This is a genomic window from Streptomyces sp. NPDC059906, assembly GCF_042730645.1.
Taxonomy (GTDB): domain Bacteria; phylum Actinomycetota; class Actinomycetes; order Streptomycetales; family Streptomycetaceae; genus Streptomyces; species Streptomyces rubrogriseus.
Genome location: NZ_JBHWKU010000003.1, coordinates 142,080 through 155,819 on the forward strand (window position 1 = coordinate 142,080; position 13,740 = coordinate 155,819).

12 protein-coding genes are annotated in these 13,740 nt (G+C 72.5%); 8 read left to right on the forward strand and 4 right to left on the reverse strand.

Features of this window, described 5'->3' with window-relative positions; translation table 11 throughout:
* Positions 1–70 precede the first annotated feature (70 nt).
* On the forward strand, positions 71–2,029 hold the full coding sequence (locus tag ACFV9J_RS06045; RefSeq protein WP_385350481.1) for a helix-turn-helix domain-containing protein: 1,959 nt from the start codon (positions 71–73) through the stop codon (positions 2,027–2,029).
* 13 nt (positions 2,030–2,042) lie between these two features.
* Here the strand turns inward: ACFV9J_RS06045 and ACFV9J_RS06050 are convergent, their stop codons facing one another.
* Positions 2,043–3,197, reverse strand: coding sequence for an IS701 family transposase (locus tag ACFV9J_RS06050; protein ID WP_385350483.1), 1,155 nt, complete (start codon positions 3,195–3,197; stop codon positions 2,043–2,045).
* A gap of 274 nt (positions 3,198–3,471) precedes the next feature.
* Here ACFV9J_RS06050 and soxR point away from each other — a divergent pair, with 274 nt between their 5' ends.
* Positions 3,472–3,885 (forward strand): redox-sensitive transcriptional activator SoxR, encoded by a 414-nt coding sequence (gene soxR / locus ACFV9J_RS06055; protein WP_385350486.1) that lies wholly within the window; start codon positions 3,472–3,474, stop codon positions 3,883–3,885.
* Between the two features lie 6 nt (positions 3,886–3,891).
* Here soxR and ACFV9J_RS06060 read toward each other — a convergent pair whose 3' ends face one another.
* Both ACFV9J_RS06060 and ACFV9J_RS06065 read right to left on the reverse strand, forming a co-directional pair.
* Complete coding sequence (locus tag ACFV9J_RS06060; RefSeq protein ID WP_385350488.1) at positions 3,892–4,872, reverse strand: Gfo/Idh/MocA family protein; 981 nt, start codon at positions 4,870–4,872, stop codon at positions 3,892–3,894.
* Positions 4,869–6,173 carry an NDP-hexose 2,3-dehydratase family protein gene (locus ACFV9J_RS06065; protein WP_385350490.1) on the reverse strand — a complete coding sequence of 435 codons (1,305 nt, stop codon included), beginning with the start codon at positions 6,171–6,173 and terminating at the stop codon, positions 4,869–4,871. Before ACFV9J_RS06065 ends, ACFV9J_RS06060 begins: the two co-directional genes overlap by 4 nt.
* A gap of 213 nt (positions 6,174–6,386) precedes the next feature.
* Between ACFV9J_RS06065 and ACFV9J_RS06070 the strand changes: the two genes are divergently transcribed.
* The 4 genes from ACFV9J_RS06070 to ACFV9J_RS06085 all read left to right on the forward strand — a co-directional run bounded on the left by ACFV9J_RS06070 (position 6,387) and on the right by ACFV9J_RS06085 (position 10,274).
* Positions 6,387–7,913 carry an MFS transporter gene (locus tag ACFV9J_RS06070; protein WP_385350492.1) on the forward strand — a complete coding sequence of 509 codons (1,527 nt, stop codon included), beginning with the start codon at positions 6,387–6,389 and terminating at the stop codon, positions 7,911–7,913.
* A gap of 112 nt (positions 7,914–8,025) precedes the next feature.
* Entirely contained in the window at positions 8,026–8,331 is a 306-nt protein-coding gene (locus tag ACFV9J_RS06075; protein WP_385350495.1) for an antibiotic biosynthesis monooxygenase family protein, read from the forward strand.
* 80 nt (positions 8,332–8,411) lie between these two features.
* Entirely contained in the window at positions 8,412–9,329 is a 918-nt protein-coding gene (locus tag ACFV9J_RS06080; protein ID WP_385350498.1) for an LLM class flavin-dependent oxidoreductase, read from the forward strand.
* A gap of 297 nt (positions 9,330–9,626) precedes the next feature.
* Positions 9,627–10,274 (forward strand): BTAD domain-containing putative transcriptional regulator, encoded by a 648-nt coding sequence (locus tag ACFV9J_RS06085; protein WP_385350500.1) that lies wholly within the window; start codon positions 9,627–9,629, stop codon positions 10,272–10,274.
* A gap of 72 nt (positions 10,275–10,346) precedes the next feature.
* On the opposite strand, the gene ACFV9J_RS06090 is transcribed toward ACFV9J_RS06085, so the two are convergent.
* Entirely contained in the window at positions 10,347–11,477 is a 1,131-nt protein-coding gene (locus ACFV9J_RS06090; protein ID WP_385350502.1) for a nucleotide disphospho-sugar-binding domain-containing protein, read from the reverse strand.
* Positions 11,478–11,638: 161 nt separating this feature from the next.
* Here ACFV9J_RS06090 and ACFV9J_RS06095 point away from each other — a divergent pair, with 161 nt between their 5' ends.
* Both ACFV9J_RS06095 and rfbB read left to right on the forward strand, forming a co-directional pair.
* Positions 11,639–12,700 carry a glucose-1-phosphate thymidylyltransferase gene (locus ACFV9J_RS06095; protein WP_385350505.1) on the forward strand — a complete coding sequence of 354 codons (1,062 nt, stop codon included), beginning with the start codon at positions 11,639–11,641 and terminating at the stop codon, positions 12,698–12,700.
* Positions 12,697–13,668, forward strand: coding sequence for a dTDP-glucose 4,6-dehydratase (gene rfbB / locus ACFV9J_RS06100; protein WP_385350508.1), 972 nt, complete (start codon positions 12,697–12,699; stop codon positions 13,666–13,668). Before ACFV9J_RS06095 ends, rfbB begins: the two co-directional genes overlap by 4 nt.
* Positions 13,669–13,740 lie beyond the last annotated feature (72 nt).

A 13,740-nucleotide genomic window follows, 5' to 3' on the forward strand; every position in this document is an offset into this window, starting at 1 on the left:
TCCCCGGGCCCTTACAGTGCTCACGTCACCACCCACTGTGTCCGCTCCTCCCCCACAGAGAAGAAGGCAGATGTCACAGGCCTCGCCCCAGCGACTTCCCACCGTGCTCGACGTCCTGACGACATTGGCGGAACAAGGAACGGCACACCGTCTGGACGGATTGCTCACCGACGCGCGGGCGCGGGGCGCTTCGCCGCTGCAGTTGCACGAGCTGGAGCAGGCCACGGCGCTGGCGTCGTCGCTGATCGACCGGGGCACCGAGTCGCAGGACCGCGAGGCGACGCTGGTCTCGCTCGTCGACGCGTCACGGGACCTGGCCGAGGCGATGGCGGACAGCGTGCAGGGCACGCTGCGCACCGCGACACAGCGCGCGCGCCGCCTGCTCCGCGCCGATCTGGCCTATCTCGCACTGCACGAAACGGTCGAGGGGCCGCTGACCGTGGTGGCCTCCGAGGGGGACGCGACGGCGCTCAACATCGGCCTGCGGATCACCAGCTCGTCCGGGCTCGGCCGGGCGGCGCTCGACAAGGGGGCACCGTTCTCGACCTCCGACTATCTGGCGGACCGGTCCATCGAGCACACCGACGAGATCGACCAGGTGGTGCGCGCGGAGGGGATCCGTGCCGTGGTCGCCGTCCCGTTCCGGGGGCCGGGCGGAGTGTCGGGCGCCCTGTACGGCGCCCACCGTCAGGTGCGCCGCTTCACCCCGTTGGAGATCGATTCGCTGTCCACGCTGGCCTCGCTCGCGGCGGCGACCATCGGTACGGCGCAGCGTGTCGAGTCGCTCGGCGCGCGGCGGGACGAGCTCGAAAGGGACTGTGCCCAGGCCTGGGGCATCGTCGGCACGCACCGGCGGATGGAAGCGGCCTACGACCATCTGCTGACCCTGGTGCACGACGGCAGCCCGCTGGACACCATCGTCGAGGTGGCCGCCACCGCGCTCGAAGGTGCGTTCGCGGTGCGCGAACTGGGCGGTGAGCAGCTCGCCGCCCACGGCGAGCTGCCCCAGTACCCGGAGGAGACGCTCACCCAGCGGGGCTTCGACGCGCTGGCGGCCGGCGAGCCGGTGCCGCTGGACGACGGCGCGTGGATCGCACCGGTCACCGGCGGCGGCGACCCCCTGGGGACGGTGCTGTTCCTGCCGGACACCCCCCACACCGGGCAGCGCGGGCCGCGCCCGCTACGGGTGGCGGTGCGGGCGATCGCGCTGTCGCTGTTGCGGGAGCGCAGCACGGCGCTTGCCGAGGGCCGCACCCGCGACGACCTGTTCGAGGCGCTGCTCGCGCCGGAGTCCTCGGCGCTGCTGTGGTGGCAGCTGGAGGAGCAGGCGTCCCGGCTCGGCATCACCCCGGAAACCCCTTACGTCGTGGTCATCGCACGCCCCGAGGGGGGCTCACTGCAACGGGCGGCCGTATGGGCGACGTCGTACGCGCACCGCAAGCGCGGTCTGAAGAGCGTGCGAGAGGAGAGTCTCGCGCTGCTCCTTCCCGGCGACGACCCGGCGGCCGCCGCACAGGCCGCGCACAAGGAGCTGTCGCCGCTGCTGGGCGTGCCGGTGACTACGGGCGCCGCGGGCCCGCAGACCGGACTGCCGGACGTGGCAAGGCTCTTCGCCGACGCCCAGCGCTGCCTGACGGCGCTGACCGAGCTCGGCGGCGTCGGGAGCGTGGCCACCCCGCAGGAACTCGGCTTCCTGGGCGTCCTGTTGGCGGACGTGCTCAGCGTCCCCTCCTACGTGGAAGGGATCCTCGGCCCGGTGCTGGCCCACGACGAGCAGCGCTTCACGGAGTTCGCCCGCACCCTGGAGGTGTACTTCGCCTCCGGGTCGAGCCCCAGGCGGGCCGCCCGGGTCCTGCACATACACCCGAACACCGTCGCGCGCAGGCTCGACCGGATCACCGAACTGCTCGGCGACGGCTGGCAGTCGCCGGAACGCACGCTGGAGATCCAGCTGGCGCTGCGCCTGCACCGGACCCGGGGCACTCTGCTGGGCCGGGCCTCGCGACCGTCCGGGCGTCAGGGCCTGTGACCGCGGCCCGGTCTCAGGCGGACAGCGAGAACTCGTAGCCGAGCTCGGTGGCCGGTGCGGGCTCGGGCGTCGACCAGGCGTGCGCGACGGAGGCCAGCGTCATGTGCCGGTGCCAGCCCGGGAAGGAGCGGCCCTCGAAGTCGCGCAGTCCGACGCGGTCGCCGAGGCTCTCCCCGTCGTGCGCGACCCGCGCGGCGAGTTTCGTCATCCCGAGCAGCGCGCCCGCGCTCGCTCCGGGCACCCTGGCCAGCCACAGTGCGCACGGCGGGCGGCGGATGTCGTCCCACTCCCCGAGGAGCACGAGTGGCCGGTGGCCGCAGGCCGACCGCCCGGCCCGTACCGGGATCGCGGCCACCAGGGAGGTACGCCGTGCCGGCCGGCCGGCCGGGTCGGGCCAGTGTGCCGGGCGGCCCAGGCCGCGCACCGCCTGCAGCAGCCTGCCGGCGGGCAGCGGTCCCGCGCCGGCGCCCGGCAGCGCGGGGTCGGCGGCGGTCAACGGGGTCCGGTCGGTGATCCGGGCCAGAAACGGCACGTCGGCGCGGGCGAGCGTCGCGGTGAGGGCTCCGGGCCGCGCGGCGACGTGGTCGAGGACCACCGGCCGCCGGGTGCCCGTCCGCGCGGGCAGGCCGAGGGCGAGGGCGACCGCGCACTCGTCGAGGTCCTCGAAGACGGCCGCGGGCGGGATGTCCGCGCGGGCCCGGCGCCGTGCGTCGTCCAGCCAGCTCGCCGGCAGGTGGAGGCGCCAGTCGACGGGAGTGGTGCGGCCCTCGGCGGCGTACCAGAGGCCGAAGGCGAGCTGGCCGTGGACGGACTGTCCGAGGCCGGGGACGTAGAGGCGGTCCACGCCCACGGAGTGGGTGCCGGCCTTGGGGATCGGCAGGGCCCGCACGGCCCACACGTGCTGCGGGGCGCGGTCGGCGAGCGTGCCGGCGAGGGCCTCGCGCACCGGGCGCCAGCCCCACGTGGAGCTGGTGATGAAGTGGTGCAGGCTCTGTTCGGTGGCGCCGTCCCCGGCGCCCTGCAAGGAGGCGGACATGTTCCGCACCGACTTGCGGCCTTCGGTGGCGAGCAGTCCGCGCAGGTACAGCTCCGCCTTGGTGCGCTGGTCACGGCGGCGCAGGGACGCGAAGAGCCTGGTGGACGGTCCGGGGCCGACGGATTCGATCACGACGCTCCTTCTCACGGTGAGATCGGGGCGCGGCCGGAGGGCCGCCTTCCTCCACCGTCGGTGCCCGGGCCGTCGAGCGGGAGGGACGCTGACCACCTAGTTCGGGTGCCTGCACGCGGTCCCGGCCACCGTGGGCGGCGGTGACCTGCGACGACGTGCTCCGTGCCGCGCGACCTGACACAGTCCGCACGGGCCCCGCGGCGTCCTGCCGATGGACTCATACGGTGAGGGGATGGATTCCGTTCCACCCCGGCCGCCGTCCAAAGAGCTCACCATGGGCGAATTGTCGGCCCGCAGTGGCGTGCCGCCGTCGGCGCTGCGTTTCTACGAGTCCGAGGGTCTGATCCACAGCCGTCGTACGAGCGGCAACCAGCGCCGGTACCGCAGGGACACCCTGCGCCGGGTCGCCGTCATCCGGACCGCGCAGGCGGTCGGGCTGTCGCTCACCGCGATCGGGGAGGCGTTCGCGGCGCTGCCCGAGCGGCGTACGCCCACCCGCGCGGACTGGGCACGGCTCGTCGCGTCGTGGCAGCCCGAACTCGACTCCCGGATCCGCCAGCTGCAGGCGCTCAGGCAGCGGTTGACGGAGTGCATCGGGTGCGGATGCCTCTCTCTCGAGCACTGCGCGCTGTCCAACCCGCACGACGTGCTCAGCCGCCAGGGCCCGGGGGCCCGGCGGCTGCCGTGAGGAACCTCAGCCCGCTGCCGCGCGCACCTCGTCGGTGAGGCGGGCCAGGTCCACGGAGTACTCCGCACCTGCTCGCGCGGACGCGGGGGTGCGGACGGCCGTCACGAACGCGGTGACGGCGGCCGCGCACTGGTCGGCGGCGGGCAGGTCGACGCGGTGCGCCGTCGCGTCCCGCTCCAGCGTCACCTGCGGACGGTGGTCGGCGGGCGGGGTGAACGGCCGGTCCACCCGGACCGTGCCGTGCGCCCCTCGCAGCGTGTAGCGCGCCGCGTAGGCGTGGTCCATGCCGAAGGAGAGGTGGGCGCGCACGCCGTCGGCCGGGCGGTGCAGCACCACCGCGCCTTCGACGTCCACACCGGCCGGGCCGTGCCGCAGGGTGGCCGTGGCCACCTCCAGACCTGTTCCCAGAAAGTACTGGGCCGCCCTGAGGGGGTAGACGCCCACGTCGAGGAGGGCGCCGCCGCCCAGGTCCGGACGGTGGCGGATGTCCTGCGCGGGCCGTGGGGGGATGGCGAACTCGGCGGACATCCCGCGCAGCGGGCCGATGTCGTCCCCGACCAGTTCCCGCACCCGGGCGTGCTGGGGATGGTGGACGAACAGGAAGTTCTCCACCAGCGCCAGCCCCCTTTCCTCGGCCCGGCGCACCGCGGCGCGGGTGAGCCGGCCGCTGGTGGTCAGGGGCTTCTCGGCGAGCACGTGCCGTCCGGTGTCCAGGGCGCGCCCCACCCAGGGGGCGTGCAGCGCGTTCGGCAGCGGGACGTACACGGCGTCCAGTTCCACGGTGGCGAGCAGTCGCTCGTAGCCGTCCACCGGGATGCCGCCGAAGCGTGCGGCCGTCGCGCGCGCCGTCTCCGGGCGGCGGCTGGCGACGGCCGCCACCTCGATGTCCGGGTGCTGCGCCAGGGCCGGCAGCATCCGGCGGAGGGCGAACTCGGCGCAGCCCAGTACGCCCAGGCGGAGCGGCGCCTGCCCGCTCGTCCCCGTCATGCGACGAAGCCCAGGCAGGTGAGCAGGTTGCGGGCTTCCACATTGAGCAGACCGCCGTACTGGTTGATCTCGGCGAGCCGGCCGCAGGCCGTCCAGTGGAAGCCGTCGACCTCCGTGACGGCCGGGTCGTCGGTGACGTCGACCGCGAGGTAGCGGTTGCGGGCGTGGTGGAAGCGGCCGCCCTCCTCGGAGTGGACCACGTCGAACAGCACCCGGTCGCGGGGCGCGTCCTGGACGGTGTCGAGGTAGCGGGGGCGGCGTCCGCCCGGCTGGTGCGCGTGGTTGCCGGGGTTGCACTGCACGGTGGGCGCGATCTCCACGCGGTCCGGTGTGCCGGCCTCGGCCCTGGCTTGGACGAGGACGTGGGCGACACCGTCGACGTGGCGGACGAGGAAGGCGACGACACCCTCGCCCCGCGGTGCCAGCATCGGCTGGGACCAGCCGGTCACCTCCCGGTTGCCCGCCCGCACGTCGACGCCGACGATCCGGAAGTACCGGTCGTGTTCGTGGCGCAGCTCGCCGTCGGTCAGCCGCCAGCCCTCGGTCTTGGCGAGGGGCAGGGACCGGCGTTCGGTGCGGTCCGCGGTCTTGTGGTGGGTCAGCCAGTTGAGCAGCTCCGCCAGGGGCCGCGGGGCCGGTCCGCGGAAACGTCCGGCGCCGGGCAGCAGCGCGGGCGGCAGGTGTGACAGGACGGTGCGGGTGTCCATGTTGACCAGGTCGTGGACGGTGAGGAGCTGACCGATCTGGTCGATGCTGAGCCAGCAGAAGTCCTCGAGCACCGGGATGTCCTCGTCGATCTGCACGATGATGTTCCGGTTGCGTTTGGCGAGGAACCAGGAGCCCTGTTCGCTCTGCAGCGCGTCGGCGAGCGGCCGGCCGTGGCCACGTGTGATGAACAGCTCCAGGTAGGGCACGGCGCGCCCCCGGTGCACGCGGGTGTAGTTGCTGCGGGTGGCCTGCACGGTGGGGGACAGCTGGAGGGTGTTGATGTTGCCCGGTTCCATCTTGGCCTGGAGCAGGCAGTGGGGAACGCCGTGGAACTCCTTGACGAGGATGCCGAGGACCCCGTGTTCCGGCTGGTCGATGACCGGTTGCTGCCAGTGGCCCACCTCACGCTGGGAGCCGGTGACCTCCAGCCCGTGCACGGTGAAGAAGCCACCGCTGTCGTGACGCAGATCGCCGGTGACCGGGTCGACGGACCACCCGTCGAGCCGGTCCAGCGGGGCGGGGGTCACCCGGTACTCGCCCTTCTCGTGCCGTTCCGCGAGCCACCGGTGGAATTCCGCCAGGTCCGTGAACACCGCAGCACACTCCTTGGATGCCGGTCGTGAACCGGCCGCGGTGAGGCCACCGCGGCCGTCCCCAGCAGGCTCGCCCACCGTCCTAGAGACCTGCTGGGGAGGATCTGAGCCGCTCCGGCGGACCTGACGAAGTGCCGGGGCCGCACTGGACCTCAACCCAACTTGACCTTTTACGTTCATCGCTGTCCACGTCACGTAGGGGAAGGAAACCCGATGAGCACAGCCGACACGAAGTCATCTCCCCCGGGGTCGAGTCCCGTCATGACGCTCGTCGTCGTGCTGCTGGGTGTACTCGTCGTCCCCATGTCCATCTCCGGGGCCGCGGTGGCGCTCCCCGACATCGGCAAGGACCTGGACACCTCCGGCGCCCCCCTCATGTGGGTGGTGAACGTCTACAACCTGTTGTTCGCGGCGGTCACGCTGGTCGCGGGCTCCCTGTCCGACCTGTTCGGGCGGCGCCGGGTCTTCGTCATCGGTGGCGGCCTGTTCGCCCTGGGGTCCCTGGTCAGCGCGCTGGCGCCGCACATCCTGCTGCTCGACCTGTCCCGCGCGGTCGCGGGTGTCGGCGCGGCCGGCGTACTGGCCAGCTCGGGCGCCATTCTCGCCACCACGTTCGACGGGGCGGCCCGCACCCGGGCGTTCGCCGCGATGGGCACCGTCGTCGGCATCGGCATCGCGTTCGGCCCCACGCTCTCGGGCTGGCTGGTGGGCAGCCTCGGCTGGCGCGCCAGCTTCCTCTTCTACGTGGTGGTCCTGGTCTTCGTGCTGCTCGGCTCGGTCCGGATCGCGGAGTCGCGGGCCGGTGAGCGGCCGCGGGTCGACGTCCCCGGTGTGGTCACGTTCGTCCTGGGGCTCGCCCTCGTGATGGTCGGGCTGGTGCAGGGGCCGGAGAGCGGCTGGGGCAACCCGCTGATCGTGGTCGCACTGCTGCTGGGCGTCGCCCTGCTCGTCGCCTTCGCCCTGGTGGAGCGGCGCAGCGACCACCCGGTCCTCGACCTGACGCTGATCAGGAACCGCCGGTACACGGCCTGGTGCGTGAGCACCCTGATCACCTCGATCGGCTTCGTCGGCACGCTGACGTTCCTGCCGACGTACTTCCAGGGCGCCAGCGACGCCTCGGCGACCAGCGCCGGCGTGACCATGCTGCTGATGACCGTGCCCGTGCTGATCGCCCCGCAGGTCGGCGGCTGGCTCCTCACCCGGGGGTTCCCGCCGCGCGTCCTGATGACGCTCGCGCTGCTGCTGATCGCGGCGGGCAGCGCGTGGCTGACCGTCCTGAAGCCCGGGATCGGCGCGGGCACCCTGTTCGGACCGCTGGTCGTGATCGGCATCGGCATGGGCATCTCCTTCGGGATCACCGACGGCCAGGCCATGAGCCAGGTCGAGCCCGAGCGGGCCGGCATGGCCGCGGGGTTCCTCAACACCATCCGCGGCGGTGCCGAGGCGCTGGTCCTCGCCATCTTCGGCTCGCTTCTGGTCAGCCTGATCCAGAGCCGGGTCGGTTCGGCCCACCTGGCCAAGGAGATCTCGTCCGGAAACCTTCCGGACGGGCCCGAACACGCCGTGCTGGCCGACCACTTCACCAGTGCGTGGCACATCGCCCTGTGGTGGGTGGCCGGGGTCTGCGCCCTGGGCGCGGTCCTGGTGTTCGCCATGCTCGCGGGTTCCTCCGCGCCGCGTGCCGAGGGCTCCGCCCCACAGCCCGAGCAGAGCCCCGAGGCCGAGAACCAGCACGTCTGAGACCGGCGGGCGGGCCCGGTGCAATCCCCCGACACCGGGCCCGCCCGTCTCCCCTCCCCGTCTCCCCTCCCCGTCTCCCCTCCCCCGTCACCAGCCAGCTCGGAGGCCACGCATGTACGTGATAGCCAACCGGATCACCGTCACCGGATCGACCGAACACTACGAGGACATCTACCGTCGCGGCGGCGAGTTCATGGAGCGCCAGCCCGGTCTGATCCGGCACGAGTTGGTGCGTTCGCTTCACTCACCCGACGTCTACTTCAGCCTCGCCTCCTGGGCCGACCGCGAGTCGTTCGAGCGGTGCGCGGCACAGCCCGTCTTCCAGGAGATCTTCGGCGCCACCAAGGGCATGGTCGATATCGACCACCACCGCTGCGCGGTGATCAGCATCGGCGAGGCGCCGTCCACCGCACGGTGACGCCCGACGCACGCCCTTCTCAGCAGTCACACCTCAGGCCCTCCCGGGCCGGCCGACACCTCATGGAGACCCAGAACCCCATGGTCAAGACAGGCATCTCGTACTCGTCCCTCGCCGCGAAGGACGGCTCACTCCCCGCGCCGCAGGACGTGGCCCGGCGCGCCGAGGAGGCCGGGCTGGACTCGCTGTGGGCCAGCGACCACCTCGCCACAGGCGCGCCGTTCCTGGAGAGCACCGTGTCCCTCGCGGCAGCGGCGGGGGCGACCGAACGGCTCGAAGTCGGCTTCGGCGTGCTGCAGTTGGCGCTGCGCCGGCTGTCGTGGACGGCCAAGCAGCTCGGCACCCTGCACGCGGTCGCGCCCGGGCGGCTGCACCTCGGTGTCGGGCTCGGCGGCGTCCCGGCGCAGGAGTGGCAGGCCGCGGGCGTGCCGGTGGCGGAGCGGGCCCGGCGCACCGACGAGGCGCTGCGGGCCCTGCCCTCACTGCTCGCGGGGCGCCGGACCGATCTGCCGGACCTGCCCGGGGCGAAGGTGACGCTGGCCCCGGCGGTGCCCACCCCGCCGGTGTGGATCGGCGGCGGTTCGCCCGCCGCGCTGCGCCGCGCCGCGGCACTCGGTGACGGCTGGCTGCCGGCCGCCGTCACCCCGAAGGCGGTCGCCGAGGGCCTGGACGTGCTGCGGGAGTTGCGCGCGGCGGCGGGGCGGCCGGCGCCCCGCGTCACGGTCACCGTGTTCGCGGCGCTCGACGGCCATCTCGGCGGACTCGGGCAGCAGGACCTTGTCGACGTCCTGCACGGGCAGTTCGGGTTTCCCCGCGAACTGGCCGACGCGGTCGCGGTGTCGGGTCCGCCGCAGCGGGTCGCCGAGCGCATCGACGCGTACGGACAGGCCGGGGCCGAGCACGTGGTGGTCTGCCCCATAGGCGGCGTCTGGGAGCAACAGGTGGAGCTGCTCGCCGCCGCGCGGGAGCGGACGGGCGGAGCACGGTCGGGCACCTGACACAATATTCCGGGCTTCATTGCGCCCCGAACGATCCTGCCAGAGGGTAGGGAACTCGCAAGGCAGGATCCGGACTGCCTGGATCGTTCAGGGGAAGCAATGGAATTTCGTGTCTTGGGGCCGATATCCGCCGTGGACGATGGGGTCGAATACCTTCCGACGGCACCGAAGCAACGGCATCTTCTGGCCCTTCTTCTGCTCCATGCGAATCTCCCGGTCTCCACCGAGTTGTGCAGTCAGGAGTTATGGGGGAACAGTCCCCCACCCAGTGCGCTGCCAACACTTCAGACGTACATCTTGCAGATACGCCGGTCCCTCGCGCACGCGCCGTCGGTCGGCTCCTTGAAGCGTGCCCGGCAGCGGCTGGCCACTGGTTCGCGCAGCTACCGCGTCGTCACCGAGCCGGACGCCCTCGATCTCGCCCGCTTCACCCGCCTGCTGCAGGAGGGCCGGGTGGCCCAGCGCAACGGCGACGACCGGGCGGTGTCCGGGATCTTCCGCGGCGCGCTGTCCCTGTGGCGGGGCGAGGCCCTGGCCGACATCACGCCGGGGCCTCATCTGCGCGAGCGGGTGGACAGCCTCACCGAGACCCGGCTCGGCATGATGGAGCAGTGCTTCGAGGCCGAGCTCCGGCTCGGCCTGCACCATCAGCTCCTGAGCGAACTGGGCGCGCTGTCCGCCCGGCATCCGCTCAACGAGAACCTCACCGCCCAGTACATGCTGGCCCTGTACCGCTCCAGCCGGCAGGTGGAGGCGCTGGAGGCGTTCCACCGGTTGCGCCGGGTCCTGGACGAGGAGCTCGGCATCGAACCGTGCCTGCGCGTGCGCCTGTTGCACGAGGGGATCCTGACCGGCGACCCGCGCCTGGACACCGACCTGGTCGACGGTCTGCAGCCGGGCCGTGAGCGCGTCACCGCCCTGCGCGCGGCCCGCCAGTCCTGGTGAGGGGCCGGTCACACGGTGGGGCGGTACCGGCCGGGCCGGTACCGCCCCATCGTCGTGCCCGTCGCGCCCCGCTCAGCAGGCCGCCCCGGCCAGCGCCTCGACCACCTGTGCCGGAGCGGGCATCGCGGCTATCTCCCGGGCCAGCGCCTGCGACCGCTCCCGGTACGCCGAGTCACCGAGGATCTTCTCGCAGGCGGCCACCACGGCGTCCTGCGAGTCCTCCCCGTCGGGGACCATCAGCGCGGCGCCGAAGTCGACCAGGCGCCGCGAAGGCGGCACGAGCTTGGGCATGTTGGGGATCAGCAGCTGGGGCACCCCGGCGTTCATGGCGGACAGGGCGGTGCCGCCGCCCGCGTGGTGCACCACCAGGTCGCAGGTCGGCGCGACCACGTCGAGCGGCATCCAGCCCGCCCGTACGTGAGGCAGCCCCTCGGCCAGCTCACCGGCCACCTCGTCGGGCACGGCGACGAGCAGCTCCGTGCCCAGCGCGCCGACCTTGCGGGCCAGTTCGCGCACGTAGTCGAAGTACTGGGTGCGACTGACCCGGCTGCCCGCGGTCACCAGGACCCTGCGCCGGGAACCCGGCGTGTACATCCACGGCTCGAGAGTGCGCTGCCCGTTGCCCGGGACGTAGCGCATGGGCTGCGCGCCGGGGGCGTCGCCGGGACGCAGGCTCGGCGGGCAGATGTCGATGTACAGGTCGTGGGCGGGGAGCCGGTCCAGGCCGAGGCCGGCGAGTTCGGGACCGAGGACGCTCTCGGCGGCGCCGTCCACCTCGGCCGGCTCCCCGGTGTCCCAGGCCTGGCGGACCCAGGGGATGCCGAGTTGCCGGGCGGCCAGTGGTGCGGCGAAGCAGAGCATCCCGCCGACCACGAGGTCGGCCCGCCAGGCGCGGCCGAGCTCGACGAGGGCCGGGAGGCTGTCGGCGGCCATGCGCCCGAATCCGCGGCCGATGAACGCGACGTGCTCCAGCGGGTCCTCCGGCCATTCGAGGGCCCTGCCCTGCCGGTCCGTCGTCATGAAGTCGCGGATGGAGCGGCCGGTGACCGGGACACCGGGCAGTCCCGCCCCGGCGACGACCGGCATCATCTCCTCGGTCGATGCCATGAAGGCCTGGTGTCCCGCGTTCCGCACGGCCGTGGCGAGCGGTGCCAGGCCGAAAATGGTTGCCGGGCTTCCCCCGGCCAGAAAGAGAATGCGCATGACGTCACCGTAGGAATGCGTCCTAGGGAATACTCAGGGAATTCCTGGAGAGCCGAGGCCGGCTTCTTCTGGCGGGCCGCTAAGTGTTCTCCAGGTGCCCGCAAGGCTCTTGCGGCATTGTTGGCTTCACCGCTGCCCCACCTATTGAGTGAGAGGTCGCAATGAAAGCACTCGTTCTGTCGGGCGGAATGGGAACCCGACTCCGTCCCCTTACCCACTCGATGGCCAAGCAGTTGGTCCCGGTGGCCAACAAGCCCGTTCTCGTCCACTGCCTGGAGAACATCCGCGACATCGGAGTGACCGAGGTCGGCATCGTCGTCGGGGACCACGCCGAGGAGATAGCCACCGAGATCGGAGACGGCTCGGACCTCGGTCTGCGGATCACCTACCTCCGCCAGGAGGCCCCCCTCGGGCTCGGTCACTGCGTGGTGATCGCCCGCGAGTTCCTCGGCGACGAGGACTTCGTCATGTACCTCGGGGACAACGTGCTCGCCGAGGGCATCGCCGAGGCGGCCGACGCCTTCGCCACCCGCCGCCCGGCCGCGCAGGTCGTCGTCACGAAGGTCCTCGACCCGCGCCAGTACGGCGTCGCCGAGGTCGGCGAGGACCAGGTGGTTCGGGCCCTGGTGGAGAAGCCCCGGCGTCCGCGCAGCGATCTCGCCGTCATCGGCGTGTACTTCTTCACCGCGCGCATCCATGACGCGGTGCGTGCCGTTCCTCCCAGTGCCCGGGGCGAGTTGGAGATCACGGACGCCATCCAGCATCTCGTCGACCAGGGCCGCACCGTCACCGCCGTCGAGCACTCCGGGTACTGGCAGGACACCGGCAGGACGGACGGTCTCCTGGAGTGCAACCGCGTGCTGCTCGACCGCGTGGAGACCGCGGTGCGCGGCCAGGTGGACCAGGACAGCGTCCTGGACGGGCCCGTCGTGGTGGAGCACGGCGCCACGGTGGTGCGCTCGCGCCTCACCGGGCCGCTGGTGGTCGGCTCCGGCGCGGTCGTGCAGGACAGCCGGATCGGCCCGCACACCTCGCTCGGCGCCAACTGCACGGTGAACGGCTCCGACGTCGAGGACTCCATCCTGCTGCGGGGCGCGGTCCTCGACGGGGTCGGGCCGGTGCGTGCCTCGCTGCTCGGCCGCGGTTCACAGGTCACCTCGCCGCCCGGTACCCGGGCCCACCAGCTCGTCGTCGGCGACGACTGCCGGGCGGTGGTGGCGTGACCCACCGTGTCCTGGTCACCGGCGGTGCCGGATTCATCGGCTCGCACTTCGTCCGCAGCATCCTGGACGGACGGTACGCGGGCTACGAGGACGCCGAGATCACCGTCCTCGACCTTCTCACCTACGCGGGCAACCTCGCCAATCTGCCGCTCGACCATCCGCGGCTGACCCTGGTGAAGGGGGACATCTGCGACGAGGAGCTGGTGGCGGGGCTGCTGCCCGGCCACCGGGACGTCGTGCACTTCGCCGCGGAGTCGCACGTCGACCGCTCGCTGCTCGGCCCGCGCGCCTTCGTGCGGACCAACGTGCTCGGTACCCAGACGCTGCTCGACGCCGCGCTGCGGGCCGGCGTGGAGAGGTTCGTGCACATCTCGACCGACGAGGTCTACGGGTCGATCGAGACGGGCAGCTGGGACGAGGCGGAGCCGCTGCTGCCCAACTCTCCCTACGCCGCGTCCAAGGCCTCCGCCGACCTGCTGGCCCGCTCCTACTGGCGCACGCACGGCCTGGACGTGCGCATCACCCGCTGTTCCAACAACTACGGTCCGCGCCAGCACCCGGAGAAGCTGATCCCGCTCTTCACCACGAACTTGGTCAGCGGCCTGGACGTGCCCCTGTACGGCACGGGCCGGCAGAGCCGGGAGTGGCTGCACGTCGACGACCACTGCCGGGCCGTGCACCTGGTGCTCGCCAGGGGCCGGGCCGGCGAGATCTACAACGTGGGCGGCGGCGACGAGCTGACGAACCGCGAGATCACCGACCGGCTCCTGGCGTTGTGCGGCGCCGACGCCTCCCGAATCCGTCCGGTGGCGGACCGCAAGGGCCACGACCTGCGCTACGCCACGGACGACACGAAGATCCGCACGGAGCTCGGATACCGGCCGCTGACGCCCTTCGCGACCGGGCTGCGGGAGACCGTCGCCTGGTACCGGGCCCACTCCGAGTGGTGGGGTCCGCTGAAGGGCTGAGCGCGCACAGAGGACGAGCGGGCCGCTCCGGATTCCCGGGGCGGTCCGCTCGTCCGTGACGCGTCGCGGACG